The sequence below is a fragment of the Amycolatopsis sp. NBC_00345 genome, from assembly GCF_036116635.1.
Lineage (GTDB): Bacteria > Actinomycetota > Actinomycetes > Mycobacteriales > Pseudonocardiaceae > Amycolatopsis.
In genome coordinates this window covers 5,052,927-5,079,008 of sequence record NZ_CP107995.1, presented here as the reverse complement: position 1 = coordinate 5,079,008, position 26,082 = coordinate 5,052,927, and the positions used below count along the sequence as shown (strand labels likewise).

Below are 26,082 nucleotides of genomic sequence, written 5' to 3'. Positions count from 1 at the left end.
CCGGTACATGTGGGCGGGCACGTAGTGCTCCACCACCGTCTGCCGTTGCCGGTCCGTCGAGAGCTGTTGGGTCTTCACCAGTCAGTGACAGGCCTGGAGCTCACAGATCGATTGTGAGGGGTACGTGGCCACATGGTCCTGTCGTCTCGGTCTGGAGCGCGGCCGAATGTGGGGTGCCCGACGGCCAACGGCGTCGGGCACCCCACATGTCGCCACCAAACACCGTGGCAGCCATTCATACTGGCTGCTCGCTACTCGATGAGGGGAAGGTGGTCCTTGATTTCCTGAACGAAGGGGAGCACTCGCGTATAGACGCCTGGTTTACCTGCCACGGCGCAGCCCTCACCGAACGAGACAATGCCGACCAGGACGTCGCCTTCGACCAACGGGCCACCTGCGTCTCCTTGGCAGGCATCGACACCGCCCTCTGAGTACCCGGCACAAAGCATGCTGGCGGCGTTGTATTCCGAGTAACTAGCCTTGCAACTGCTGTTGCCGATGATGGGCACCTGGGCCGAGCGCAGGATGTTCGAACGGGCACCGCCGTCCGAGGTGCGGCCCCAGCCGAGCACAGTCGCTTGATAACCCTCATTGTACAGCGCGGCGTCGGCGGCGGTAGGAAGCGTTGCTGTGGGCTTGAGAATCAGCGGCGGAAGCAGTGACAGGGTCAGCACCGCGAAGTCGTAGCCCTCTTGGGCGCTCTTGAACTGGCTGGGCGTCCACACCTTGGCGACCTTCGTGACGACACCATCATTGGTGGTCTCGTCCTCCCGTCCCACCACCACCCTGAGCTGATCTTTAGCGACAGCCAACGCACAGTGTGCCGCGGTGAGAACTGCCCTTTCTGCGATGAGCGTTCCTCCGCAGAACTGGTACCCGTTTGCATTGGTCAGGTAGACCGTATAGGGGTGGTCTTCGAGGCTTGATTGCGTACCGCCAACGATGGCGTTGGCCGGAGCTGCCACGATGACAGGAAGGAAGGAGGCTATGGCAACCAGCACCACGGCAGCGAGTCTCCGACGATTCTTCTGACGCATAAAAATACCCCTTCGCTGCTTTCAAACTATTTCCGGAACCCGTCTTCATAACGTATTTTACTAATGCGATAGTCTGATCATCACCTCCCCGAGGTCACCGCGCGAGCTGACTTATTTTGCCGCAGTAACACTATGCTCGCCCGCGAGAGCCTGGCTTAACTACACTCGATCGGGTGATGTCGATGTGTATTCTTCGTGCTCAGATTGGAAATCTGGAGTTACATTTTAGGGTTGCCTGACCTGCATCCGCCAGACCGGTGCTGGTGACAACTACGACGCCCAACCAGTAAAACTATCCTGGTCAACGGCCACTTTCCGCGGCCAATGCGGCTGCGGCGGTCGCGGGAGCGCCGAGGAGCACGGCGGGGTCATTGGTGAGCCACACGGCGATGTAGGTCTTGCCCTTCGGCGGGGCGAGCGCGGAGAACGTCATGCCCCACCGTGCTTCCTTGGTGCGGCTGAACTGGGCGTCCTCGGTCGCGGACACCTCGGCGCGCGGCAAGTAGAGGCGGTGGTTGTAGACCTCGGCGTCGGAGATGGCGTCGACCCAGTCCACGCACAGCGCCCGGACGTCGCCCTTCGGGATCGAGCTGATCTCGGCCCGGTAGGTCTTCGGGGTGCCGGTGCCGACGGTGGCGAACTTCATCCCGCCGAAGTAGGCGGACAGCACGTCGCCCTTGGTTTCCTGGAACACCGACGCCACGGTCAGCTCCTGGGACTTGTAGATGTAGCGCGCCGGGGTGAGCTGCTGCCAGTGCTCGGTGCCCTCCTTCTCGACCTTCCGGGCCAGCGTGGTGCCGTCCGGGGTCGAGAGCCCCAGCCCTGTCCAGGCCGCGACGAGTGGCGTGGTGGCGTCCGGGGGTTCCGGGGTATCGGGTGCGGCAAGCGACACCTCGCCGGTGCCGGGGACACGGACAAGCGCGGAATTCATTGCCATGGAACGGAAAACCTCAGTTGCTCGGGGTGCGCGCGTAGACAGCGGCGGCGCAGGTGGCCAGCGGTGCGGCCGTGTGCGGGTCGATCCCGGCCAGCGGGGCGGAGATCGGTTCAACGCGAAGGAAAGGACCGGGCGGTGCCGGTGCGCAGAGCAGGCCGAGCGCGAGTCCGGCCAGGGCCTTGCTGGCGTGCGGGCTGTGGTGCCACGCGGTCAGCCGGACGACGGCGCGCTGAACGGCGGGCCACTGCCAGGTGTGCCCGTCCTCGGCGACGAGCAGCCACGGCAGCGAGGGTGGGCCGCCGTCCGGCCCGGCGCCCGTCTCGGTCGAGACCTGCACCTGTGCGGCGACGTCGTGGGCCTGGCCGCCGAGGAGGCCGCGCAGGCGCCGCACCACGAGTTCGGCGACGTCGGCCGGCACCGGAACGCGGCCGGTCATGACTCGCCGTCCGCATCCGCGCCGCCGACCGACAGCCCGCCGGCCTCCGCCGCGCGCTTGAGCACCCCGTACCGCGCTTCCATCCCGAGCCCGGCCGGGTGGCGGATGGCGACGGTCCAGCCGACCCGGTCGTGGTTCGGGTCGGAGAAGACGTCGATCGGCAGCGGTTCCCCGGAGGTCACCTTGTGTCCGGTCGCCCGCGCGGCCTCGCCGACCTTCTCCGCGGCGGCGCGGACTTCCTGCTCGAACTCGGCCGAGCGCAGGATCTCCGCCACTCCGGCGTAGTCGATGCGGACCTGTCCGAAATCCATGGGTCAGCCCTCCACGTGGGTCAGGGTGAGTTCGTAGTGGGCGTAGCCGAAGCGGGGCGACCAGCGCGCCGGTTCGCCTGCTATCTCGAACGTCCGGCCGTCCCACTCGATCCGTTCGCGTGCGGTGACCGGCTCCGCGGTGAACGCCCGCCAGCTGGTCACCACCGGCTGACGTCCCGGCACAACGGGTTCGGTCGAGCTGCCCGGCTGCACGAGACCGGCCACGATCCGGCGGGGCGCGTCCGGGCCGTAGGTCAGCCGCGGGACCGGGTTGGTGTACTCGTCGGTGATCGGGACTGGGGTGACGACGGTCAGGCGGTGCGGGAGCTGCACGAGCGGGCCTCCGTTCACACAGTCCAGATCGTGAAGGCCGCACGAGGCGCGGGCACCGGCGGTCGCAGCAGCTCCAGCTCGTCGTCGGTGAAGTACAGGCCGCCCCCGGCGTGGGCGGCGGTGCGAGAGTGCCCGCCCACCGTCTCGGACGTGTTGCCGTCCGGCGGGGATGCCAGCGCCCGCAGCACCGCCGTGCAGATGACGCCGGGAGCGGTGTCCGGCGGCGGGTCCGGCAGCAGGTCGGGGACCTGCTGCCGGACCCGCGCCGACGCATCGGCCAGGAGCACCGTGGCGCGGGTCTCCTGCTCAGGGGACAACTTGATCTCAGTCCGTGCCTGCAGGTCAGCGATCGTCGCCAGCGGCGGTGGAGGGGGCATCTCGATCCCTCCACCTACGGCGTACTATCGCGCTGTACCAACGGCTCACGGCCCCGACAAGAGGGGCTTCCGGATGCACTCACCGAGTGCAGGCTGTGTATCGGACGCATCGCAGTCACCGAGCAACACCCGGATTGCTGCTCACCCTCTGGAACACCTCACAACGTGAACCGCAACAACTGCATCCGACTCGAATCAACGACACCGGTACCGGGACCGGTGTATGTCGTTGTGGAGTTGATGTGTTGTTGCTGGTCGTACCGCTGTGCACCCTGGGCGCCTTCATGAGTGTGCTCGGACTCGCGGCGTTCATCGTGCACAAAACCGGTGACACCAAAGGGCTCCGGGATCTCGCGGTGCTGATTCGCGCGCTCCGCCCGGCGTGGCCGTTTAAGTGGCCTCGTCGTTCGTAGCATCCTTGGGCGGCCGACCGCCGGCCGCTCGGACGCCCAGTTCGGCAGGCAGCTGCTTGAGCGCGTCGGCAGTGGCCTTGTCGGTGACCTCGGCCTCGCCGTCGGCGAAGGTCACGCCGAGGTCGTGCACGGTGAGGTGGGGGTATTTGGTGCTGGTGAACTTCATCAGGCACCTGCCGTCGTGAGGCCGGTGATCTTGCCGTGGGCGTTCTCCGGCCCGTACTCCAGCCCGATCTCGCCGTAGATCTGGGCTTTGTCGGTCGCGCCGGTCTTGGCCAGCGGTTCGGAGAACAGGAACCCCTTGCCCGGCGACTCGAGTAGCACCGGCGCGCACTGGTCCAGGGACACGACTTCGACGGTGTCGGTGGGCATGTAGCGGTTGAGCATCACGTTGAGCGTGCCGAAGTCCGTTTCGATCGTGGTCACGGAGACACCGGCGACGTTGCGGGTCTGCTCGCGGTAGTTCTTTTTCGTGATGAACTCCGTGGTGAGGACCCGCTTCTGCCACGCTCCGCACATCAGGGTCGCGGTCTCCGAGACCTGGATGCCGCCGGAGGTCCACACCTTCTGCAGCAGGTCCAGGATCATCGCCTCGGTCAGCGGCGCGGCGGTGGCGTTGGTGATGACGTTCGTCTTGGTCGCCTCCAGGATCCCGCCGGTACGCCGGGCCTTGGAGTTGTCCGTGGGCTCCAGCATCGTCCCGGCGATGAACCCGGCCTCGACGTCGCGCCCGATCTGAATCAGCGCTTGACGGGTCTGCCAGTCCATCTCGTTCGCGACCGGGTTGGTACCTGTGATGGAGGCGGCGTTGGGGTTGGCCGCACCGGTGGCGGCGAACATCTGCTGGGTGGCCTGGCGGGTGTAGGTAACGCCGATGCTTTCCTGGTGGATCTCCAGGACGTTGCGGGCCGTGCCCCGGACCCGGGTTTCCGGGGGCGGTGCGTCGGCGCCTTCGGTGCGCTGGCGGTTCGGGTCCGCGGGACGCAGGTCGTAGACCTGCCAGGTGTGCACGACGGCTTTCGCGGGCTTGCCGCCGGTCAGTCCGCCGATGGCGGACAGGAACGGGGTGTCGGTCGGGGTGAGGGCGAAGAGCTCGCCGACGAAGTTGGGGCTGTTGTAGGTGTTGGCGATCGCGGCCACACCAGGCATAGGGGACTCCGGACGGGGTGAAGGGTGCTGCCGCGCGTCGGCGGCCTGGTGGAGCTGGGTCAGCGCTGCTGGCGGGCCTGCTCGGCGAGACGCTGGTTCTTCAAGGTAATCGCGGTGGCCCAGTCGCCGCGCTTCTCCGCGTCGGCGATCTGCGAGTCGTAGCCCGCCGGGCCGGAGGAACGCGCGCCTTGCGACGGATCCGGCGCAGGCCGGCGAGGGGCGGCCGGTTCGCCGGGACGGGCGAGGTGCGGGCGCGCGAGCAGTACCGCGGCGAGGTCTGCCGCGATGGTCTTGATATCGATCTCGCCATCGGCGCTGATGTAGTGGTCGCGGTCGTCGAGGTAGCGGGGCGCGTCGGTCGGATCGGCCCAGCTGGAAGCGGCGGCGCGGATCTCCGCGTCCATCGCCCGGCGCCGCAGCACCGCCACCTGCTTCTCCGCCGCCTCGGCGCGCTGGGCGGCCTTCTCGGTGTCGGTCTGCTGCTCCGCCTCGATGGCGTCGAGCTTCGCTGCCTTGCTCTTGTGTTCCTTGGCGGTCTTCTCGGCCTTGCTCAGCTTGGCCTGTACCTGCTCCAGCAAGGCCCGGTAGTCCACCTCAGCGGCCTGTCCGGCCTCGGCCGGGGTGCCGGGCTGCCCGGTCTCTGCCGGGGCCGGGGCGGTGCTGGGCGCCGCCGGGTTCGGCGCGGTATGGGTGGCGGGGCCGGTGTCGGCGGGAGCGTGGGTATCGGTCACAACCTGTCCTCGTGCGATGGTGCGGAAATGCCCAAACAGGGGCTTTGTGTAAAACTGCGTAGGTGAATGCCAGGCCGACGCGGACGCAGGTTGCTTCGCTGTTCGTCGCGTGCTCCAGCGGGGCTCAGGTCGTGGCTGGAGTCAGCAGCGGGATGACGTTGTGGCAGCTGTTCTGTTTGCTGGCAACCATGACATCCAGCGCTCTTGGTGTGCTGCTCGTCGCTGAGAACGCTTCAAAAAAACGCCGTCCACGATGTAGACGTCTAGATTGTGGACGTCTACATCGTGCAAATGTACGAGGTATAAACGTCGCTGTTGGCATCTAGAAAACTTGTTCGACCACGTATCCGAAGCGGCGTAGCTGCTCGATCAGCTCGGCCTTATCGCTGACGCTGGTGACGAGCTGGGCAGGTGTCGGGCGGGCGGTGCCTGATGTGCGGTGGCGCTGCCCGCGCGTGCGGCCGAGCTGCCCGAGCTGGCGGCCGACGCCGCGCACGGTGGTCGAGTCGCGGGTGTACTCGCGGCCTCCGGCGACGTAGACGGAGCCCTTGCGGCGGGCGTTGATGACGCGGGACAGGTCGGCCCCGGCCCGGATCGCCGCCGCACCGCCCGGTCCGAACGCCTTGTCCTGCTGCTGCCGGGTCATCGCCTCGAACAGCGCGGCCGGGGTGTTGCCCGCCCGCTGGGTGCGCCACTGCTCCCGGGTGACCGGTTTCATCGAGCAGTCGCAGCGGGGATGGCGCAGGAAACCCGTGCTGTAGCGGTAAAGCCGTCCGGCGAGCTGGATGCAGCCGCCGCACGCGGGCAGGTGCACCACCCGCTCGTACCCGGCCACTTCCGGTTCCAGGACGCTGCCGACGTGCACGGCGAGGCGCCCGGCGTCGGCGACTTCGGTGGAGCTGTAGCGCAGCAGCCGCGCCAGCCCCATCGACGACGCCTCGGACGGCGGGTCGTGCGGGGCGAGGGCGCGGCGGTAGTAGGTGAACGCGAAGTCCATCAGCGACGCCAGCGACAGCCCGTTCGCGGCCCGGCCGGCGAAGGCGGCGGCCACTATCTCGCCGAGCGGCCGCGAGACCGCACCGGCCGCGGCGAGTGTCCCCGCGATGTAGCGCGGTGCCAGCGCCGCCGCGTCAGCCTGGGCCTGCGCGACTGCGTCGACGATCGTCGACCGGGCCTCGGTCCAGGACCCGCGCGGGTCCGCCGGGTCCAGCCCGGACCAGGCGGCCTGTGCGGTGTTGGTGACGTCGCGGACGATGCGCTGCTGGGCGAGGTAGTACGCCCGATCGGCGCGGGTCGCGGTCACGAGCTGGCCGCCGTCGCGGGTTCGCGGAACTGCACGGCCAGCGCTGGACGCAGCCGGGACCCGGCAATCACGCTCGGCCGTTCCTCCGGCTGCTGCTCCTGCTGGTCGGCCAGCTCGGCCGGATCACCGTCGGGCTTGGGGCCGTACTCGGCGGCCATGTCGCCGCCGCTGACCCGGCTGTACGCCTGCTGGTCCTCGGTCTCCATGTCCTGGATCTGCGCGTCGGAGTAGCCCAGCGCGCGGCGGGCGGAACGGCGCGGCAGGAGCTTGTCCGCGCTGTAGAGCTTGACCACGCCGTCCGCTTGGGCGGCGAACGTCGGCGTGGCCGGGTCCACCCACTGGGTTTCCACCCGCAGCGCCTCGTCCGGTACCCGTCCGTCGCGCACGTGCAGGACGCGCTGCACGACGCGGTCCCAGCCGTCGCCGAACGAGCGTTGCCGCCGCTCGGCCCGCTTGATGTGCCGGGACTCCGAGGACCGGATCCCCTCGGCGGAGGCCGGGTTTTCGGTGCTGTAGCCGAGGAAGTGCGGCGGCAGCCCGGAGAGGCTCGCGACCAGGCGGGCCAGGGCGTTGAGGGTGTTGTGGAAGTTCGACAGGTCCGCCTCAGGGAACTGCCCGACCGCGACCCCGTCATCCTTCGGCGACTTCGACGACGCCCACAGGACGCCGGCGACGGCTTCCCACGGGGTCAGCGGGTTGCCCTTGCCGTCGACGAAGTCGTCCTTGTCGAACCCGAGCGCGTACCGGCGCGGCATCGCGTGGAACTCCGCAATGACCATCATGTCCGTGGCGATCTTGCACGCCGCGTCCGACAGCGGCAGCACGCTCGCCAGCTCCGAACGCCCGAGCCGAGGGGGTGCAAACCGTCGGCGCCTGGTCCGGGGCCGGTTCACCAGCGGCACGACGGGAACCACGCCCATGCCGTGCCCGTCGCGGTCGGTCTCCTCCCAGACCCCGCCGCCGTTGTCGGAGGAGTACCAGATGGTCTCGTTCGGCAGGTACAGCGTCGCGTAAGCCTCCGACAGGTCCCCGCCACCGTCCTCGGAGAACTGCCGCTTCAACGCCGCCCGCACCTCGCGGGTGCGCGGGTCGATGTCCACGTGCACGTCAAACGGCGATTCGACCGTCACCAGCGGTGTGCTGGGGTCCTGCTCGTTCGTGCCGACGATCGCGAACGACTGGCCCAGCGCCAGAGCGTCAATGTGCGCCTGTTCGGAGTGCAGGCCCAGCCGGTTCGCCCGCCAGATGTTCCACAGCTCCCGATCCGCGGCCTGCTCACCACCGAGCCGGAAGCCGGTCACGTCGAGGCGTTCGTCCAGGCTGTCGACGACGAGTTCGGGCCAGTTGATCACGACCTGCCGCACGCGGGTGTCCAGGCGGCGCAGCAACTCCGGGTGCATGTACGACAGCGACTGTGCGCCCTCGTAGTAGGAGTCGAGGGTTTCCAGCTCGGGGATCTGCGCGTCGTGCTGGCGGGTGATGCGGGTGATCCACTGATCGGGGGTCAGCTCGGCGAGGTTCACGGCCATGGCGACCTCCGCTCGTCGTGCTCAGCCCATGACGACCATCTGGCCGGACTTCTTCGGCTTCTGGCCGCGCAGCCGCCACCCGGATACCGCCATGGCGGCGGTGGGTACCGCGTCAATGCGCTTGCCGGTCTTCCCGCGCTGGGGTTTGTCGGGTCGGATGAGGTCGGGTTCGCCGGGTGGATGGCGCACCTCCACCGAGTCGAAGCAGAACGCCGCCACCGGGTTGCCGTGGTGCGACCACGAGCGCGAGCGGGTCAGGGTCATGAGTTCGGTCATGCCGTGGGTCATTCCGCGGAACGTCTGCGGCACCGGGTACATGTCGACCCGTGTCACCCGTTCCAGCCGTTGGCGGACGGGTTCGCCGCTCCATTCGTCGTAGTTGATGTCCGCGACCCGCAGGGCGGCGCAGTCGGCGGCGATGTCGGCCTCGATCACCTCGTAGTCGATGACCTCGCCCGGGGTGGTGGTGATCCATCCCTGCTCGACCCACTGGGAGACGCGGTGGTCGGTGTGCTCGTCGAGGAAGTCCACCCCGGCCTCGGGCAGCCAGAACCGCCACAGCGACGAGACGTGGCCGTCGATGCCGTCCGGCACGACGAGGCACCAGGCGGTCAGGTCGAGTTTGGAGGCGAGGTCGAGCCCGCCCCACGCAGGCCGGCGGGCGACCAGCTCCCGCAACCGGTCGGGTTCGGCGAACTCGGTGCCAGTGCACGCCGTGTAGAGGTGCATCGGCATCCACCGCGTGGACTGGCTCACCCACTGGTTCAGCCGGTACTGGCGGAACGCGTTCTCCCGGGCCGGGTCGTTGCGTGCCTCCAGCGCCTCCTCCCGCAGCGCGGCCAGGGAGGGAAGTCGCCGAGCGCCGGGTTGGAGAAGTACCAGTTCGCCTCGTCCCACGGGTCCGCGTCGGCGGGGAGGTTGCGCAGGTAGACGAACCGGTGCGGCGCGCGGGCCGGGTCCTCGGCGATCTTCACGCACTCGTCGTGCTCGGACTTGGCGAAGGAGGCAGGGTCGTTGCCCGCCGTCGTGGCGGCGAGCAGCAGCGGCTGCACCCGGGTGCCCATGCCGGTCCGCAGCGCCGACCACAGGTCGCCGTTCGGCTGGGTCAGGACCTCGTCGAAGATCACGCACGACGGGTTCGACCCGAGGTTGCCCAGTGCGTCGGCCGCGATGACCTGGTACACGGAGTTGGTCCGCTCGTCGACGATCCGCGCCGAGTGCTCGATCACCCGCAGGCGCTTGGACAGCACCGGCGAGAGTGCGACCATGCGGGCGGCGACGTTGAACACCAGCCGTGCTTGGTCCTTGTCGCGGGCGGCGCCGTAGACCTCGGCGGACTCGACGCCGTCACCGACGAGCAGGTACAGCGCGACGAACGCCAGCAGCTCCGACTTGCCGTTCTTGCGGGCCAGCTCGATCCAGCCCGAGCGGTAGCGGCGGACGTAGCACTCCCACTCCGGATCCCACCGCACCTCACCGAACAGCGGGCGCACGATGTCGTCCCGCTGCCAGCCGGCGAGGATGAACGGGGTCCGCGCCCACCGGTCTTTCGTGTGGACACAGATCTCTTCGGCGAACGCCTGCGCATGGTCGGCGCGCTGTTTACAGAGGTGGTCGCCGCGTTGGCGGCAGGCACGTCCGTCGAAGGACCATCCGCACACCGGAAGCCGCGGCGCCTTCGGCGCGACCAGACGGGAACTGGGTTTGCCCGTGCGGGAACGCGGTTTAGGAGAGGAGGCGGCCCGCGTCGCCCGAGGTGCCGCCATCGGCGCTCACCTCGGTCTTGATCGCCTGCCGGTCCGACGGGGTCAGGCCGAACCGGGCCGCGAAGGTCAGGAACGTCCGCTCCGAGTCGGCCTGGACCTTCAACGCTGGGTTGGGTACCTGGCCCCCGCCGCCGGGCACCAGCAGCGCCGACCCGTTGACCAGGGCGGTTGCCACGGCGTAGCGGGCCAGCGCCTCACACAGCACGCCGAAGGCATCGACGTCCCACGCGGTCAGGATCTTGCGGGTGATCATGCTCGGCGCCAGCCGATCCCAGACCGCCCGGCCCTTCTCCGACACCCACTCCGGCGGCACGATCTCCACTGCCGGGGGCACCGGCTCGGCGTCGTTGATCCGGTCCTTACGGTCACCGTGCAGGATCCGCAGTGACGTTGGTCTTCCTGCGGGCCGCGTCGTCCCATGTGCATCACCGTGACGGCAACTAGAAGTCAGAAGAAGTCCGGAAGAAGTCAGAGAGAAGTCAGAAGAAGTCCGGAAGAGGTCAGAGAGAAGTCAGAAGAAGTCCGGAAGAGGTCAGAGAGAAGTCAGAAGAAGTCCGGAAGAAGTCAGAGAGAAGTCAGAAGAAGTCCGGAAGAAGTCAGAGGAACGTCCATATGAGTTGACATTCTCCTTGCACCCCAACGTCTTTTAGGTCCGCGATCCGACCCCGAGTATCGGGCTAATCTACGGTCCGGCTATTCTCGTGGCGCGGTGTCACTCAGCGTGTGGTCCGGTCGCTTCCCGATGTCTCGGGGAAAGGGATCGGCGAGCAGCGCCCGTCCCCCGTCAGTAGAAGGGGGGTGAGAACACGAATGAGTGAACGCCGCCAGAGTGGAGGCGACCAGCGCATCGCGCACGATGACGGTCACGATCGCGAGGATCTGCGCCTCGTTCCGCGGCTCCGCCGTCAGCAGCGCCGCGACCGTCGCGGCCGTTTCGCCGTCGGCCGGCGAGCTGGCCCCGCCAGCCTGGGCGACCATCGCCCCGGCCAGCGAGACCAGCTCGGAGAACGCGACCGTCACGCCGCGTCGAGGAGCCGGAAGGTCCAGACCTCCGAGATGTCGCTGCACTCCCGGGCCACGTCGGGGTAGCGCTCCTTGACCGCGCTCTGGTCCAGCGCAATCCGCATCGTGCTGTCGAAGGACACGACCGGGACTCCGGCGACCGTCCCGACCGTGGCACCCATCGCCGCCAGCGCGGCCTTGATCACCTTCTCGTGTTCCTTGCGCTCCTTCGACAGCCGGGCCTGCTTGAGCTTGATCCGGCGGAGAGAAGCGACCAGATGCGCGAAAGAATCCAGTGGCGAGGCAATGGGCTGGTCAGTAGCGTCAATATGGCATTCGGGTGTGTTGTGGTTCACCGCGGTAACTCCCTGGAACAGTAACGCGCACCGAAGACCTCACGATGGACGATCTTGGGAGCGCAAAACCACGGGCGGAACGGTCGTTCAGAACGGCCGCCGTGGAAAGTCAAATGTTAATGGTTGTAAACATTTTCACGTCACGTGTTTGTGCTGGCTGGCAGCGTGGTGAGGCCGACTCTAGCCTGGCCGGATGATCGCTTGTCAACAAAATTCGTGAAGATCGACTGAAAATGCTTACGGATGTAAGCAAAATGGGGAATTGGTGGCCGACGAGGGGACCGTGTCGTTCGCGGAAGCGCTGAGCTTCCTGTACGACAAGCGACTACGCGACGACGGAAAGCCATACAGTGACCGCGATGTGGAGGACGCGCTAAAAGCGTCGGGAGTTTCCGCCTCGCACTCGTACCTGTGGATGCTGCGCAAGGGGCGCAAGAACTTCCCTCGTACCAACATCGTCACCGGGCTTGCGAGGTTTTTCGGTGTACCGGCAGGGTTTTTCCTCGACCGGCCCGTCTATGACGCGTGGCGCAAACGGCTTAGCGCACCGGTGGACACCGGACCACCCGCGCCTCGTGGTTCGCAATCAGTAATGCGGCGAAGCTTCGAGGGCATGTCCGACCGCAGTCAGAGCCTTCTCGAAGCACTCGCCGAGCACGTGAGCGAACTGGAGGGCGAAGAGCGTGCTGGGGCTAAGTATGAATGAACCCCGCAAACGGCGGTGTCTGCTGCGCCGATTGCAGGGCACGCGACGCCGCGCGGCACCCGAGGTGGGCGCGGCACCCGTCACTCAGCTCGCCGAGGTCGAGCGGTTGGTCAGTGAGCTGGACCTGTCAGCCACGACCACACACGCCGAGCTGGCTGCCCAGCTGTCCACGCTGCGCGGGCGCCCGATCAAGATTCAGCCGTACCCGGCTGCCTTCGTGGCCGAGTCCCGGCGGATCGACGAGCCGCTGCCCTACGGCGTGTGGCTCCCGAATCCAGGGGCCGACTACGTGTTCTACCGAAGCGAAGCGACGCCCACGCACCAGCGCCACATCATCCTGCACGAGCTCGGCCACATCTGTTGCCGCCACATCGGAGACCGGACCGCCGATGCCGGCCGGGCCGAACCCGGCGAACCTGACCACGCCTCGATCGCCAACGCGGTGAAGCGCGCCGGGGGATTCGCCGAAGACCAGGAACAAGCCGCTGAGGCCTTCGCCTACCTGGTCGAGCGCCACACCCGGCCCAACCTCTCCGCGACCGGTGAGACCCCCGCCGCGCGCTACCGCCTCTTGGAGGACTGAATGCCCATCCCCGTCGCGCAGCTCCAGCAGCTCCTGACGTGGCTGGCCGTGACCGCGGCCCTGCTCTACTGGATCAGGTCGTGGCAGCGCTCCCGCACGCCGGGACTGCTGGCCATGGTCAAGGCGCTTGCGTCGCTGGACGTCGCGCTGATCCTGGGCACCGACCACGGCGTCCACGACTGGCTGTTCGGTATCGCCACGCTGCCCAACTACATCGTGCACGTGCTCACGTTGTGCTCCGCCTACTGGCTCCAGCTGTTCGTGCTCTACCTCGCCCACCCGGTCGACACCATTCCCGCGAAGGTCCGAACCCGTACCTGGGTGCTGGTCGGGGCGCAGGTGGCGCTGGGCGTGCTGTACCTGCTCGGGCCGCTGCCGAGCAAGCTGCCCGCCATCACCGCCGAAGCAGGCAATCACACCTTCGTCGTGGCCTACCTCGCCGTGTTCGAGCTGTACCTCGGGCTGGCGATGTTCGACGTCGTGTACGTCGGCCGCCACGCCAAGGATCTTCCCCGCGGCTACCTGCGCACGGGGCTGCGGCTACTTCGCTGGGGCGGTATTGCCGGTCTCGCGTTCGTCGCACACAAGGCGCTCTACTCCCTCGCCGTCCGCTTCAACCTCAACCCGCCGTGGGCTGAACTCGGCAACGTCGGCGCCAGTCGCGTGCTGACCACCGCCGGAATCCTCCTGCTCATGGCCGGGGTCACCGTGCCCGCCGTCGCTCCGCGGCGCCAGCTCCTCCGCCACCACCGCGCGCTCGAACCGCTGTGGCGCGACCTGACCGCCTTCGCGCCCGAGCTCCGATACACCGCAACACCAGCTCGGCGACTGTTCGGACGACCCGACATCACTGATCGGGTCCGTACCCGCGTAACCGAGATCAACGACGTTCTCGTTGGCCCGCTCCAGCCGTATCTGGACCCGAAGGTCTACGCCACCGCGCTCCAGCCGGCCGACACCTCGCCGCCGAACCGGGCCTACGCGCAGGCCGTGACCATCGCCACGGCCCTGGCCACCGCAGAACACGGTGCGCCGGTTCACGCCGAGCACCCGGTAGCGTTCACACCGGCCGAAGCCACCGACGACTACCGCGAAGAAGCCGCATGGCTCGCGGCTGTTGCCGCCGAATACAGCACGTCGACCACCGTCGCCGCGATTCTCAAGGAGACCAGCAGCCATGCCGCCGACCCTGTCCACTGAGCCCGCCCCCAGTGAGACCCGGCGGCGCGCGGCGCGCATCGCCACCGAGGTGCTGGCCCCGTGGGTCTGGGTCCTGGGGCTGCCTCTGGTCGTGGCCTGGCAGGTCACCGGCCACCACCTCGGCGAGACCGTGCTGTGGGGCCTCGTCGTCGGCGTGACCGGCTCACTCATCCCGATGGCGGTCATCGTCCGGGGCGCGAAGAAGGGCAAGTGGGACGGCCACCACGTCACCAACCGCGCCGGACGGCTCGTGCCGTTCGCCGCGTGCATCGGCTCCCTGGCCATCGGGTTCGTCGCCCTGCTCGTCGGCAACGCCCCGCACCAGATGATCGCGCTGGCCGCCTCAGAACTGGTGTGCCTCGTCGTGGCCCTGGCGATCACCTTCGCACTGAAGTTCAAGATCTCCATGCACGCGATCGTCGCCGCAGGCGCGACCGTCATGCTGATGAAGGTCTACAACCCGTGGCTCGCCGTGCTCTTCCTCGCTGTGGCGTGGGTGTGCTGGTCGAGGGTGGAACTCCGCGACCACACCACGGCACAGGTGACCAGCGGCGTCGTGGCCGGGATCGTGCTCGGCGGCGGTGTCTACATCGCGCTCGCGGCGGCGCTGGCCTGAGATCGCACCGTCGGCGGGTCGACGTGACTCCTGGTAGTGCAACCTCACGCTGACGCAATCCCTAAGCCCAGGCAGCAGGTACGCTGGGGCTGCACCTCTTTCGCGGAGGACGCCCCCGGATAGCTCCCGGGACGACGCGGAGAGGTCCACTCCGCGAACGAGGGATGCAGCGTGCCCGATAACAATCTCGGCAGCCGGGTCCGCGAACTCCGCGCTTGGCGGGGGCTGGACCTTCGCGTTGCCGCCGACTTGGCTGGTCTGTCCTACGGGTATCTGGGCAAGCTTGAGCGCGGCGATATGCCGATCAATTCTCGGCAGACGCTGGAGGCGATCGCGTGGGCGCTGCGCGTCGCTCCAGACGAGATCACCGGTGTAACTCCGGAACCGGCCGGGCACGCGTCGCCGGAATTGCACGATGCCGCGAACTCCCTCGCTGACCTGCTCAGTGGCTGGTGGGTAGGGGAAGTGCCCGACACACCTGGCCGTCCGCTGCCCGAGGTGCTGGCCGAACTGCGCGCGTTCCACGCGTCGCGCAACCTCAACGGCCCGCGCGGTGCTGGGGACTACCCGACTCAGGTGGCGAAGCTGATACCGCTGATCCGTGACCTTCTCGTCGCGGCCGCCGATCCCGCGACTGGCCGGGAAGCGCTCACGCCGCTGCTGACCGGCTATCACGTCGCGGGCAGCATCTCCGCCCGCCTGCGTCTGCCGGGAATGCCGTCGATGGCGGCGGAGCGGATGCAGCAGGTCGCCGACAAGTTAGGTGACCCGGTCTGGCAGTCCGTCGCGTCCTGGGGTCGCGCGCATTTCATCTCCAGCACGTCCCGGTCCCGGCAGTACGAGCTGGCGGTGTCGGTGGCTGACAGCGCTCCGCCGGATCGCCCAGAGACGCGTGGCATGGCGAACCTCACCGCGGCCTTGGCCGCCGCCGCGCAGGGACAGGCCGACGTCGCGCACACGCACCTGACTGAGGCGGCGGGGATCGCCGAGCGGATCGAGCCGGATACGAGCCCGTGGCCGGCCGGGATCATGCAGTTCGGGCGCACGAACGCGGGGATCTTCCGGGTGAGCATCGGCGTCGAACTCGGCGAGGGTGCGCGGATCGCCGAGGTGGCATCGAAGGTGCGCCCGGAGACCATCTCCAGCGGGCGGCAGGCTAGCTTCTGGGCCGACTACGGTCGCGCTCTGATGTCAGAGCGCAAGCACCGTGGACAGGGACTGCCAGCGCTGCTCAAGGCTGAGGTGCTGGCACCGCATCAGCTGTACCGCGACCCCTTCGTGCGCGCGGTGGTGTCGAGCCAGCTCACGACAGCCGGGCAGGACACGTTCGGGCGTGAGCTGCGCGGTCTGGCGTGGCGGATGGGGCTTGCTCCCATCGGGTGATCGAGGCCCGGTGTGTCCTTGAGGGACACAGCCTCTTCGTGATCGCTTTTAGTGTCCGCTATATGACGGTGCGGATTGCGGGCGAGCAGCAGCTGGTCGCGGGGTGGTCGTCGTGACCGCGCTGATCTACATCGATCCGCAGGCGATTCACCCCGTGATCAACGGGACGTGGCACCGGGCCCGGCTCCACGCGATCCCGGAGCCCGGGCAGGGGATCACGATGCTGTGCGGGGCGACGGGCGCGGCGGCGTTCGAGACGCTGGAGCGTCGCCGGGACCACGGCGCCCCGGAGACGTGCTTCGACTGCGAGGCCGTGTTCATGCGCGAGCACGACATGCCGGTGCCCCCGAACCACCCCAGCTTCAAGCCTCGGCCGACCAGGCGGATAGCAGGGCGGTCGTGATGGGAAAAGTGGTCCACGACGACGGCAGCACCATCTACGACGGCAATGCCGAGACCGGTGACGACGAGCAGCACGAGGACGGCGAAAGACCGCCGAGCCGTCTGCGCACGTCAATTGGGCTCGCCGCCATCTCCGCAGTGAGCCGACGACGCAGATCGCCGAGGTGCACGGCGTTGGGCCTTCTCGCGTCAGGAGGGTCCTGATTCGCCTATGTGCCCATCCGGCGGGGCATCACACCGCGCCACGTCCTGAACCCCCGGCCGCCGCACCGCGATTCGCCCCCCGGCCCGGTGCGGCGGCCGGGTTCCACCACGAACCGAGGACAGCATGTTGAGACGATCCCGAAGAGCGATCCGGGAAACGGTCACAGACCGGATGCGCGCCGCGGCCTACCGCGCCAGTCTCCGCGCGCTGGACACAATCCCGTCGCTCCAGGACACCCCGGCCGAGACACCGTGGATGGCCAGCATTCAGTACGACGCCCCGAAACATCGGCGCTTCGGCTGGCACAACGCCTGCGGTGTCCTCATCGCACCCCGGATGCTGCTCACCTGCGCTCACCCGTTCAGCCAGACCGCCCTACTGGCGGGCGCGCCGCCGATCAACGAGCGCACGTACCACCCGCGCCTCGGCGGCGCCGGTCTCAACGAGGGTCCAGCCTTCGCCATCATCGAGACCCACATCCATCCCGGGTTCGATCCGGGCACCGCGGCGCACGACCTGGCCGTCTCCGTACTCGCCCCACGCACCACTGCCCCGCCGATCCACTGTGATCTGGCTCCCGCCCAGACCGGCGATCAGGTCGTGGCTCTGGGCTGGTCTCGCGGATGCGACGGGCACGGCCACCTCATCCGCGCCCACACCACCCTCATCGACTCCAGGGTTGGCGGTGGTGGGCCCGGGACCCTTTGCGCGGCCAACCTTCCCCGCCCGGACGACCTGTGTGTCGGCTTCGGCGGCCCCGTGATCCGCCTCAACCCGGCCGGCGAGCTGCGCCTGCGCGGCATCATCAGCCACGGCGCGCACGGCATCGACATCAACGAAGCCGGGCCACCGGCCATGATCATCGACACCCTCGCCGAAACCGAGTTCATCCGCCGCACCATCCACGACCACCATGCACCCTGACCCCGGCGCGGCGCTGCTGCACGCCCTCCGACAGGGGCGCGGCGTCCGGGCTTCAGTTCCCGGCCTCACCCGAGACCTCGGTGACGGCTCACACGAGGAGGGCCGTAGGCCCTCACCTGATCCCCGGTCGTCGTCCGTGTCCCCCAATACGCGGGCGACGACCGGGCCTCCACTGCTGCGCTCAGGCAGCGCCCTTCAGGTGAGTGATGACCGCTTCGCCGATCTTCTGCGCGCTGGCGCATGGGTTGGACTTGTTCGGCCCGGTGCCGATACTGGTGATCACAGAATATGCGAGCTGGTCTGTGATCCCGATCCACAGCGTGCAACTTCCAGACGGACGGCCGTCCTGGGTGTCGGCGAAGACCCCGGGGTAGCCGTTCACCGTGACAGGCTCAAAGTAGGCCTGCTTTGCTTTCTGGTCGTAGATGTCGCTGATGCCGCCCTTATTCTGCGGGACCGCCCCAGCGTTCACCCCATTCTGCGCGGTGTCGTAGGAGCTCCAGCCGCACAACGGCGGGGACCCTTGCGAGACCTTGCCCGGGGCGGCCAAGCCGACATCGTGAAGCTCAGAATCGGTCAACACGCTGCACGGGTTACTCAACAGGCTCTGCGTCGGCAGCGGAGCAGGCACCTTCAGCGACGGATCCACCGACGACGAAGACCCATCCGGCGCCGATGTCGCCGAGGATGAGCCGTTGCCACCCGATCCACCTCCACCGCTGCAAGCAGCGAGCGACACTGCGGTGACCATCGCCAGCGCCGTCAGGGCGCCTTTGCGGCGAGGGCGGGAGAGGAGCGTGCGCACTCAGAGTCCTCCGGTCTTCTTGGCGGCGTCGGCGGCTTCCTGCTCGGCCACGGTGATCTTGTTCTTTGCGGCCTTCAGCGCCGTGATGAAGTTGTTGGTGTAGTCAACCATCCGCTGGTGCTGGTCCAGCAACGTCTGCCCTGAAGGGTTTGAACCCTTGGCGACGAAATCGTTGCTCGCGTACTCGTCCGCCGGCGCTTTGACGTTCGCGATGATGCGCGCCTGCGCCAGATCGGTCCGGGCGTCCGTCAACAGGTCTTCCCACTGCTTGATGACCGCGTCGACCTCGCCGTCGCTGAACTTGTAGCCTCCGGCCCGGCCGTAGCCGCCGACCTGGATAGGTGGCACGGGTGGTACCTCGGACATGACACGTCGTCCCCTCGATGCTTCGTCTCGCTACCCCAATGCGGCGAGATCAGCAGCTTGGATGCTAACGCAACGCAGCCGGTTCATGTCCGAAAGGAGCGACACCGCTGTCGCGGGCCTCTGCGTCCACCTGCTTGAGCTCTGGCGTCTGGAGAACAACCTCAGTCAGCTACCTTGCTGGCCGAGGGCCACCCCGCAGAGCACCCCTCGGCCAGTAGATAGCTTCTGACCTGCAGTTATTCGGCTTGTCCGGTTACCGCCTAAGACGGAACTTGACTAAGGAGGCCTTGACGGACCTTGGCTCAGTCGTCGGCCGGGACCCAGTTCGGCTTGCGTTTCTGGGCGAAGGCCAGGATTCCTTCCTGTCCTTCTTCGCTGGCGAAGAAGCCCGCGGACAGCTCGTTCATCGCGGCGAAGCCCTCGCCGGGGGTGGCCGGGCGGGGGCGGCTGAGCAGGGTTTTGGTGGCTGCCAGTGCTTTCGGGCCGCCCAGGGTGAGGGACTTCAGGTAGGACGCCACCTTCGCGTCCAGGTCCTCGGCGGGGACGGCGGCGTTGAGCAGGCCGATCTCCACCGCGCGGCGGGCGTCGAAGACCTCGCCGGTGAGGAACAGCTCGTGGGCGGCGCGCGGGTTCAGGCGCGGCAGCACGGTCAGCGAGATGACGGCCGGGACCACGCCGATCCGCACCTCCGAGAAGGCGAACGTCGCCTCGGGGACGGCGACGGCGATGTCGCACGCGGCGACCATGCCGATGCCGCCCGCGCGGGCCGGGCCGGCCAGGCGCGAGACGACCGGCTTCGGGCTGGTCCACAGCTGGTCCAGGATCTTCGGGAACTCGTTGACGCCCTGGTCGCCCGCACCCGCGCCGCGGGCCTCCTTGAGGTCCATGCCCGCGCAGAAGACCGGGCCGGTGTGGGTCAGCAGCACCACGCGCACGGCGTCGTCCTCGCGGGCCTTCTCCAGTGAGGCGCTGAGCTCGCGGCGCAGCTGCGCGGACAGCGCGTTGCGGTTGTGCGGGGAGTCGAGGGTGATCGTGGCGGTGCCGCCCACCACGTCGTAGTGCACCAGTTCGTCAGCCATGCGATCACCCTCGCATACCCGCGCGCGCCGACCGGTGTGACGTGCGTCAGGCGGGGCAGAGCCAGTCCGGGTCGCCGTCCCGTGCTTCGACCGCGTCGTGCGCCGGGAAGTGGCGCTTCAGCGTGAACGCCGCCGGGGTCGGGCCGTGCGCGCGCAGCAGCCGGATGCGCTCCTCGGCGTCGGCGACCGTCGGGCGCTTCCCGGCCGGCACCCACCACAGCGCCGACGTCATCTCCTGAACCGGCTCGAACCACTCGCGTCGCCGCCGCAGCACGGCCAGGTGCCCGGGCGAGTAGACGAAGTCCGCCAGCGCCTGCACCGACGTCCACACCGACATGTTCGTGAGCACCCCCGCGCTGCCCGCGGTGTCCCAGGCGAAGGCCTGGACCGCCGTCGCGTCGCCGTCTTCCGTCTGCAGCCGCCAGACGAAGCCGGGCGCGGCGTCGGCCAGCGCGTTCACGGGGTCGAGGCCGTCGACGAAGTCGCGCAGCCGCGGGTTGTCCAGCGGCGCGAGCAGCCTGCCGATGTTCACCTGGGCGAGTTCGAAGTCCATGGTCCCTCCAGAGTGAGTGCCGTGCTACTGAGCCGATACGCGGTTCTGTGCGGCTTCGTAGCGGCGCAGCACGGCGGCGGCGACGCGCGGGTCCGTCCCGAGCGGTGCGGCGAGGTAAACGCCGCGATCGGCCTCGCGGGCCAGGATGGCGATGCGGTCGGGCAGCAGCCCGGGTGCCAGGAACCACGCCGCGACGGCGACCCGCTCGACCCCCCGGGCCCGCAGCCGCCGGACGGCGGCCGGCACGTCCGGCTGGGCCGCGCTGGCGAACGCCTCGGTCACCGGGATCCCCAGCCGGGTCTCCCATCGCGCGGCCAGGTCCGCGACAGCCGCGTTGGCGCCCGCGTTCGACGAGCCCACGGCGCTCACCACGAGCCCGCTGCCCGGTCCGCCGAGGCCCGCGCCGGCCAGCCGGTCGAGCGCGACCTCCTCCAGCACCGGGTCGACGCCCAGCACGTCGGACACCCGCACGTCGAAGCCCGGGCAGGCCGCCTGGACCTCGGCGACCAGCGCGGGCAGGTCCACCCGCGCGTGGAAGGCGCTGCCGAGCAGCAGTGGCACCACCGCGGCGGAGCGGTGCCCCTGCTCGTACAGCCGGCGCAGCACGTCCGTGACGCGCGGCTCCGAAAGGTCCAGGAACGACTCGTACACCTCGATCCCCGGCGCCTGGTCGCGGACGCGCTCCACCAGCCCCCGCACGGTCGCCGCCGAGCGGGGGTCGCGGCTGCCGTGCGCGACGGGTACCAGGGGAGTGGTCACGGGAACCGGTCGCCGACCAGGCCGGCGGCGAGGGTGTCGCCGTCCTTCGGGTCGATCACCAGGAACGCCCCGGTGCGCGGGCTGTCGGTGTAGTCGTCGACGCCCAGCGGTTCGGCCAGCCGGATCCGCACGCGGCCGATGTCGTTCAGCGCCAGCGAATCCGGTGAGTCCACACTGGACAGCGTCTGCTCGTCGAAGCGGGCGGTCAGCTCTTCGACGATCGCCTGCACGGTGCGTGCGCCGTGTTTCACCAGCACGCGCGCGCCCGGCTTGAGCGGCTTCGCCGACAGCCAGCACAGTGTGGCGGCCAGCTCGTCGGTGACGCGCGGTTGGCGGTCGGCCGTGGCGATCAGGTCGCCGCGGGAGATGTCGAGGTCGTCGGCGAGCAGCAGGGTGACCGAGGTGCCCGCGCCCGCCTCGTCGAGCGGCCCGTCGGCGGTGTCGATGCGCTCGACGCGCGTGCGGAGCCCTTGCGGGAGAACGGCTATCTCGTCGCCGGGCCGCACGGTGCCCGCGGCGATCTGCCCGGCGTACCCGCGGTAGTCCGGGTATTCGGGGGTGCGCGGCCGGATTACGTACTGCACCGGGAAGCGGAACGCGGCCTCGTGCGGGTCTGGCGCGACCGGCACGTTTTCGAGGTGCTCCAGCAGTGTCGGGCCGGTGTACCACGGCGTCCGCCCGGACTTCGTGGCGACGTTGTCGCCCTGCAGCGCGGAGACGGGGATGGTGGTCACCGAGCCGGTCCGGTAGCCGAGCGATTCGGCGTGCGTGGCGAATTCCTTGGCGATCACGGCGAAAGTGGCTTCGTCGTAGTCGACGAGGTCGATCTTGTTGACCGCGAGCACCAGCTGTGGCACGCCGAGGAGGGCGAGCACGGCGGCGTGGCGGCGGGTCTGCTCGATGACGCCCTTGCGCGCGTCGACCAGGAGCACGGCGAGCTGCGCGGTGGAGGCGCCGGTGACGGTGTTGCGGGTGTACTGGACGTGACCCGGGGTGTCGGCCAGCACGAACGAGCGTTTCGGCGTCGCGAAGTAGCGGTAGGCCACGTCGATGGTGATGCCCTGCTCACGCTCGGAGCGCAGCCCGTCGACCAGCAGTGACAGGTCCGGAGTGGACAGTCCTTTGTCGACGGACGCGCGGGTGACGGCGTCGAGCTGGTCGGCGAGCACGGACTTGGTGTCGTACAGCAGGCGGCCGACGAGGGTGGACTTGCCGTCGTCGACGCTGCCGGCGGTGGCTAGCCGCAGGAGGCTGGACATCAGAAGTAGCCCTCTCGTTTACGGTCTTCCATGGCTGCTTCGGACATCCGGTCGTCGGCGCGGGTGGCGCCGCGCTCGGTGAGGCGGGACGCGGAGACCTCCGCGATGACGTCGCCGACCGTGGTCGCGGTGGATTCGATGGCGCCGGTGCAGGAGCCGTCGCCGACCGTGCGGTAGCGGACGGTGAGGTCCTGGACTTCCTCGCCGGCGCGCGGCCCGCCCCAGGGGCCTTCGGTGAGCCACATGCCGTCGCGCTGGTACACGGCGCGCTGGTGGGCGTAGTAGATCGAGGGCAGCTCGACGTTCTCCCGCGCGATGTAGTTCCAGACGTCGGCCTCGGTCCAGTTGGACAACGGGAAGACGCGGACCTGCTCGCCGGGGCGGTGGCGGCCGTTGTAGAGGTTCCACAACTCCGGCCGCTGACGGCGCGGCTCCCACTGGCCGAAGGAGTTGCGGAGGCTGAAGATGCGTTCCTTGGCGCGGGCGCGCTCCTCGTCGCGGCGGCCGCCGCCGAACACGGCGTCGAACTTGTTGTCTGCGATGGTGTCCAGCAACGGCGTGGTCTGCAGCGGGTTGCGCATGCCGTCGGCGCGCTCTTCGAGACGGCCGTCGTCGATCCAGTCCTGGACCTTCGCCACGACGAGGCGCAGATTGTGCTTTTCCACCACCCGGTCCCGGAATTCGATGACCTCGTCGAAGTTGTGCCCGGTGTCGACGTGCAGCAGCGGGAACGGGACGGGCGCGGGCCAGAACGCCTTGATCGCCAGGTGCAGCAGCAGGGTCGAGTCCTTGCCGCCGGAGAACAGGATCACCGGGCGGTCGAACTCGCCCGCGACCTCGCGGAAGATGTGGATGGCCTCGGATTCGAGGGCGGCCAGATTGTCCTGCTGCACGATCGCGGGCCCGGCCGTGGGTTCGAGAGTGGTCATGCTTCCTTCTGTGTCAGCCATCAGCCGTGCAGCCCGCACTCGGTCTTCGCCTGGCCGGCCCAGCGGCCGCTGCGCGGGTCCTGCCCCGGCGCGACCTTCGCCGTGCACGGCGCGCAGCCGATGGACAGGTAGCCGGCCGAGACCAGCGGGTTCTCCAGGATGCCGTGCTCGCGGATGTAGCCGGCGAACTCCTCGTCGGTCCACGGCGCGATCGGGTTGACCTTGACCAGGCCGTTGCGCTCGTCCCAGGTGACGATCGGGGTGTTCGCGCGGGTCGGGGCGTCGACCCGGCGGACGCCGGTGACCCACGCGGAGTAGTTGCCCAGGGTTTTGCGCAGTGGCACCACTTTCCGCAGATTGCAGCACAGCGTGGGGTCACGGTCGTGCAGCTTCGCGCCGTACTCGGCGTCCTGCTCGGCGACGCTCTGCTCGGCCTGGGCGTTCACGATCGTCACGTCCGGGTAGACGGTCTGCACCGCGTCGCGGGTGCCGATGGTCTCCGCGAAGTGGTAGCCGGTCTCCAGGAAGAGCACGTCCACATCGGACTTGACCTTGGTGGCCAGGTCGATCAGCACGGCGTCCTGCATGTTGGACGCCACGATGAAGTCGTCGCCGAAGGTCTCGGCCGTCCAGCGCAGTGCCTCCTCCGCCGTGGCCTCGGCCAGCTCCTTCGACGCTCGTTCGGCCAGGGTCCGGTAATCCGCTGTGGCGGTCATCCGCGTGACACCTCCGGTAGGGACAGTCCGTGGAACTTCACCGAGAACGTCCGGCGGCAGCCGGCGCACAGCCAGCCGCCGCCTTCCTCGGGGCGCAGGTCTTCGTCGCCGCAGAACGGGCAGTAGTACGGCACCGCCCTCTCGGTCGAGGTCACTGCAGCACGCTTTCCTCGGCTCGCGCGACCCACTGCGCGAACCGCTCACCGCTTTCGCGGCCGTCGATGTACGCGCGGACCACCCGCTCGACGTAAGCGGTCAGGTCGGCGGCGGTGACCTTGTGCCCGCGCAGCTTCCGGCCGAACCCGGCGTCGAGGCCGAGGCCGCCGCCGAGGTGCACCTGGAAGCCCTCGACCTGCCGGCCCTCGCCGTCGGTGACGATCTGGCCCTTGAGCCCGATGTCCGCGGTCTGGATCCGGGCGCAGGAGTTGGGGCAGCCGTTGAGGTGCACGCTCACCGGGGTGTCGAGGTCGCCCTGGATGTCGGCCAGGCGCGTCTCCAGCTCGGCCACCAGCGCCTGCGCGCGGGCCTTCGTCTCGACGATCGCGAGCTTGCAGAACTCCAGCCCGGTGCACGCCATCACGCTGCGCCGCCACGGTGACGGCCGGGTGTGCAGGCCCAGCTCGGCGAGCTCGGTCTCCAGCGCGGGCACCTCGGGCTCGGGCACGTCGAGGACGACGAGCTTCTGCTGCGGCGTCAGCCGGACCCGCTCGGAGCCCGCGCGCTCGGCGGCCTTGGCCACGGCCAGCAGCGTCTCGCCGTTCACCCGGCCGGCGATCGGTGCGGCGCCGACGTAGAACCGGCCGTCGACCTGCTTGTGCACGCCGACGTGGTCGATCGGGGCGGGCGGCACGCCGGGCGCGGGGCCGTCGACGAGCTTGCGCTTGAGGTACTCGGATTCGAGGACTTCGCGGAACTTTTCGACACCCCAGTCCTTGACCAGGAACTTGATCCGGGCCCGCGCGCGCAGCCGCCGGTAGCCGTAGTCGCGGAAGACGCTGATCACGCCTTCCCACACGTCGGGCACCTCGTCGCGCGGCACCCAGGCGCCGAGCCGCCGCCCGATCATCGGGTTGGTGGACAGGCCGCCGCCGACCCACAGGTCGAAGCCGGGGCCGTGCTCGGGGTGGTCGACGCCGACGAACGCGATGTCGTGGATCTCGTGCGCCACGTCCGCCTGGCCGGAGATCGCGGTCTTGAACTTGCGCGGCAGGTTCGAGTACCGCGGGTCGCCGATGAACCGGCGCTTGATCTCCTCGATCGCGGGGGTGCCGTCGATCACCTCGTCCTCGGCGATGCCGGCGACGGGGGAGCCCAGGATGACGCGCGGGCTGTCGCCGCACGCCTCCAGCGTTGTCATCCCGGCGTTCTCGAGCTTCTGCCAGATCGTGGGCACGTCTTCGATCTGGATCCAGTGGTACTGGATGTTCTGCCGGTCGGTGATGTCGGCGGTGCCGCGCGCGTGCGTCTGCGAGATCTCGGCCAGCACGGCGAGCTGCTGCGTGGTGAGCATGCCGCCGTCGAGCCGGACGCGGAGCATGAAATAGCGGTCGTCCAGCTCCTCGGGCTCCAGCGTGGCGGTGCGGCCGCCGTCGATGCCGGGCTTGCGCTGGGTGTAGAGGCCGAACCAGCGGAACCGGCCGCGCAGGTCACCGGGGTCGATCGAGTCGAAGCCGCGGTGGGCGTAGATGTTCTCGATGCGCGCGCGGGCGTTGAGCGGGTTGTCGTCCTTCTTGGAGCGCTCGTTCGGGTTCAGCGGTTCCCGGTAGCCGAGCGCCCACTGGCCCTCGCCGCGCTTCTGCCGGGCACGGGGGGCGCGGCCGGGCGCGGGGGTTTCACGCGTGGGTGAGGCCATGGGGGTCCTCCGGGGGCGGTCGTGGCACCGGGGCCACCGCGAAGCCCGGCTGGTTCCCGTGGGCA

General features: G+C 68.9%; 33 protein-coding genes. 7 read left to right on the top strand and 26 right to left on the bottom strand.

Features of this window, described 5'->3' with window-relative positions; translation table 11 throughout:
- Positions 1-251 precede the first annotated feature (251 nt).
- The 16 genes from OG943_RS22560 to OG943_RS22485 form a co-directional block, all read right to left on the bottom strand.
- Entirely contained in the window at positions 252-1,004 is a 753-nt protein-coding gene (locus tag OG943_RS22560; RefSeq protein ID WP_328611782.1) for a S1 family peptidase, read from the bottom strand.
- Positions 1,005-1,338: 334 nt separating this feature from the next.
- The gene (locus OG943_RS22555; protein ID WP_328611781.1) at positions 1,339-1,974 is read right to left on the bottom strand and encodes a phage tail tube protein; all 636 of its coding nucleotides are present in this window, start codon (positions 1,972-1,974) and stop codon (positions 1,339-1,341) included.
- A 13-nt stretch (positions 1,975-1,987) separates the two neighbouring features.
- Positions 1,988-2,410 carry a hypothetical protein gene (locus OG943_RS22550; protein WP_328611780.1) on the bottom strand — a complete coding sequence of 141 codons (423 nt, stop codon included), beginning with the start codon at positions 2,408-2,410 and terminating at the stop codon, positions 1,988-1,990.
- Entirely contained in the window at positions 2,407-2,721 is a 315-nt protein-coding gene (locus OG943_RS22545) for a hypothetical protein (RefSeq protein WP_328611779.1), read from the bottom strand. The genes OG943_RS22550 and OG943_RS22545 overlap by 4 nt, the downstream gene beginning before the upstream one ends.
- A 3-nt stretch (positions 2,722-2,724) precedes the next feature.
- Positions 2,725-3,054, bottom strand: coding sequence for a hypothetical protein (locus OG943_RS22540; RefSeq protein WP_328611778.1), 330 nt, complete (start codon positions 3,052-3,054; stop codon positions 2,725-2,727).
- 14 nt (positions 3,055-3,068) lie between these two features.
- Positions 3,069-3,431, bottom strand: coding sequence for a hypothetical protein (locus tag OG943_RS22535; RefSeq protein WP_328611777.1), 363 nt, complete (start codon positions 3,429-3,431; stop codon positions 3,069-3,071).
- A gap of 390 nt (positions 3,432-3,821) precedes the next feature.
- Positions 3,822-4,010, bottom strand: coding sequence for a hypothetical protein (locus OG943_RS22530; protein WP_328611776.1), 189 nt, complete (start codon positions 4,008-4,010; stop codon positions 3,822-3,824).
- A complete protein-coding gene (locus tag OG943_RS22525) occupies positions 4,010-4,993 on the bottom strand; it encodes an SU10 major capsid protein (protein WP_328611775.1) in 984 nt (327 codons plus the stop codon). The genes OG943_RS22530 and OG943_RS22525 overlap by 1 nt, the downstream gene beginning before the upstream one ends.
- A 59-nt stretch (positions 4,994-5,052) precedes the next feature.
- Positions 5,053-5,724 carry a hypothetical protein gene (locus tag OG943_RS22520; protein WP_328611774.1) on the bottom strand — a complete coding sequence of 224 codons (672 nt, stop codon included), beginning with the start codon at positions 5,722-5,724 and terminating at the stop codon, positions 5,053-5,055.
- 322 nt (positions 5,725-6,046) lie between these two features.
- Positions 6,047-7,027: a VG15 protein gene (locus OG943_RS22515; RefSeq protein ID WP_328611773.1), complete on the bottom strand. Its 981-nt coding sequence runs from the start codon at positions 7,025-7,027 to the stop codon at positions 6,047-6,049.
- Complete coding sequence (locus OG943_RS22510) at positions 7,024-8,556, bottom strand: phage portal protein (RefSeq protein WP_328611772.1); 1,533 nt, start codon at positions 8,554-8,556, stop codon at positions 7,024-7,026. Before OG943_RS22510 ends, OG943_RS22515 begins: the two co-directional genes overlap by 4 nt.
- A gap of 21 nt (positions 8,557-8,577) precedes the next feature.
- On the bottom strand, positions 8,578-9,375 hold the full coding sequence (locus OG943_RS22505) for a terminase TerL endonuclease subunit (protein ID WP_328612129.1): 798 nt from the start codon (positions 9,373-9,375) through the stop codon (positions 8,578-8,580).
- Positions 9,321-10,217: a terminase large subunit domain-containing protein gene (locus tag OG943_RS22500; protein WP_328611771.1), complete on the bottom strand. Its 897-nt coding sequence runs from the start codon at positions 10,215-10,217 to the stop codon at positions 9,321-9,323. Before OG943_RS22500 ends, OG943_RS22505 begins: the two co-directional genes overlap by 55 nt.
- Before the next feature lie 64 nt (positions 10,218-10,281).
- Positions 10,282-10,656, bottom strand: coding sequence for a phage terminase small subunit P27 family (locus tag OG943_RS22495; RefSeq protein ID WP_328611770.1), 375 nt, complete (start codon positions 10,654-10,656; stop codon positions 10,282-10,284).
- Positions 10,657-11,015: 359 nt separating this feature from the next.
- On the bottom strand, positions 11,016-11,342 hold the full coding sequence (locus tag OG943_RS22490; protein WP_328611769.1) for a hypothetical protein: 327 nt from the start codon (positions 11,340-11,342) through the stop codon (positions 11,016-11,018).
- The gene (locus OG943_RS22485; protein ID WP_328611768.1) at positions 11,339-11,680 is read right to left on the bottom strand and encodes a hypothetical protein; all 342 of its coding nucleotides are present in this window, start codon (positions 11,678-11,680) and stop codon (positions 11,339-11,341) included. The genes OG943_RS22490 and OG943_RS22485 overlap by 4 nt, the downstream gene beginning before the upstream one ends.
- Before the next feature lie 262 nt (positions 11,681-11,942).
- On the opposite strand from OG943_RS22485, the gene OG943_RS22480 reads away from it, so the two are divergent.
- The 7 genes from OG943_RS22480 (at position 11,943) to OG943_RS22450 (ending at position 17,699) form a co-directional block, all read left to right on the top strand.
- Entirely contained in the window at positions 11,943-12,386 is a 444-nt protein-coding gene (locus OG943_RS22480) for a hypothetical protein (RefSeq protein WP_328611767.1), read from the top strand.
- 31 nt (positions 12,387-12,417) lie between these two features.
- Positions 12,418-12,969: a hypothetical protein gene (locus OG943_RS22475; RefSeq protein ID WP_328611766.1), complete on the top strand. Its 552-nt coding sequence runs from the start codon at positions 12,418-12,420 to the stop codon at positions 12,967-12,969.
- Positions 12,970-14,169 carry an MAB_1171c family putative transporter gene (locus OG943_RS22470; protein WP_328611765.1) on the top strand — a complete coding sequence of 400 codons (1,200 nt, stop codon included), beginning with the start codon at positions 12,970-12,972 and terminating at the stop codon, positions 14,167-14,169.
- Positions 14,147-14,785, top strand: a complete 639-nt coding sequence (locus tag OG943_RS22465; protein ID WP_328611764.1) for a hypothetical protein — start codon at positions 14,147-14,149, stop codon at positions 14,783-14,785. Before OG943_RS22470 ends, OG943_RS22465 begins: the two co-directional genes overlap by 23 nt.
- A 171-nt stretch (positions 14,786-14,956) precedes the next feature.
- Positions 14,957-16,168 carry a helix-turn-helix domain-containing protein gene (locus OG943_RS22460; RefSeq protein ID WP_328611763.1) on the top strand — a complete coding sequence of 404 codons (1,212 nt, stop codon included), beginning with the start codon at positions 14,957-14,959 and terminating at the stop codon, positions 16,166-16,168.
- Between the two features lie 112 nt (positions 16,169-16,280).
- Positions 16,281-16,571 (top strand): hypothetical protein, encoded by a 291-nt coding sequence (locus tag OG943_RS22455; RefSeq protein ID WP_328611762.1) that lies wholly within the window; start codon positions 16,281-16,283, stop codon positions 16,569-16,571.
- Positions 16,572-16,946: 375 nt separating this feature from the next.
- A complete protein-coding gene (locus OG943_RS22450) occupies positions 16,947-17,699 on the top strand; it encodes a trypsin-like serine protease (RefSeq protein WP_328611761.1) in 753 nt (250 codons plus the stop codon).
- Positions 17,700-17,880: 181 nt separating this feature from the next.
- Here OG943_RS22450 and OG943_RS22445 read toward each other — a convergent pair whose 3' ends face one another.
- The 10 genes from OG943_RS22445 to OG943_RS22400 all read right to left on the bottom strand — a co-directional run bounded on the left by OG943_RS22445 (position 17,881) and on the right by OG943_RS22400 (position 26,017).
- A complete protein-coding gene (locus OG943_RS22445) occupies positions 17,881-18,504 on the bottom strand; it encodes a DUF3558 domain-containing protein (protein ID WP_328611760.1) in 624 nt (207 codons plus the stop codon).
- Positions 18,505-18,870, bottom strand: coding sequence for a hypothetical protein (locus OG943_RS22440; RefSeq protein WP_328611759.1), 366 nt, complete (start codon positions 18,868-18,870; stop codon positions 18,505-18,507).
- 302 nt (positions 18,871-19,172) lie between these two features.
- Positions 19,173-19,949, bottom strand: a complete 777-nt coding sequence (locus OG943_RS22435) for an enoyl-CoA hydratase family protein (protein ID WP_328611758.1) — start codon at positions 19,947-19,949, stop codon at positions 19,173-19,175.
- A gap of 46 nt (positions 19,950-19,995) precedes the next feature.
- Positions 19,996-20,502, bottom strand: coding sequence for a DUF3291 domain-containing protein (locus tag OG943_RS22430; protein WP_328611757.1), 507 nt, complete (start codon positions 20,500-20,502; stop codon positions 19,996-19,998).
- A 24-nt stretch (positions 20,503-20,526) separates the two neighbouring features.
- Positions 20,527-21,261 (bottom strand): sirohydrochlorin chelatase, encoded by a 735-nt coding sequence (locus tag OG943_RS22425; protein WP_328611756.1) that lies wholly within the window; start codon positions 21,259-21,261, stop codon positions 20,527-20,529.
- On the bottom strand, positions 21,258-22,520 hold the full coding sequence (locus OG943_RS22420; protein WP_328611755.1) for a sulfate adenylyltransferase subunit 1: 1,263 nt from the start codon (positions 22,518-22,520) through the stop codon (positions 21,258-21,260). The genes OG943_RS22425 and OG943_RS22420 overlap by 4 nt, the downstream gene beginning before the upstream one ends.
- A complete protein-coding gene (gene cysD / locus OG943_RS22415) occupies positions 22,520-23,449 on the bottom strand; it encodes a sulfate adenylyltransferase subunit CysD (protein ID WP_328611754.1) in 930 nt (309 codons plus the stop codon). Before cysD ends, OG943_RS22420 begins: the two co-directional genes overlap by 1 nt.
- A gap of 20 nt (positions 23,450-23,469) precedes the next feature.
- The gene (locus OG943_RS22410; RefSeq protein WP_328611753.1) at positions 23,470-24,165 is read right to left on the bottom strand and encodes a phosphoadenylyl-sulfate reductase; all 696 of its coding nucleotides are present in this window, start codon (positions 24,163-24,165) and stop codon (positions 23,470-23,472) included.
- Positions 24,162-24,320: an Insertion element protein gene (locus OG943_RS22405; RefSeq protein WP_328611752.1), complete on the bottom strand. Its 159-nt coding sequence runs from the start codon at positions 24,318-24,320 to the stop codon at positions 24,162-24,164. The genes OG943_RS22410 and OG943_RS22405 overlap by 4 nt, the downstream gene beginning before the upstream one ends.
- Positions 24,317-26,017, bottom strand: a complete 1,701-nt coding sequence (locus OG943_RS22400) for a nitrite/sulfite reductase (protein WP_328611751.1) — start codon at positions 26,015-26,017, stop codon at positions 24,317-24,319. Before OG943_RS22400 ends, OG943_RS22405 begins: the two co-directional genes overlap by 4 nt.
- Positions 26,018-26,082 lie beyond the last annotated feature (65 nt).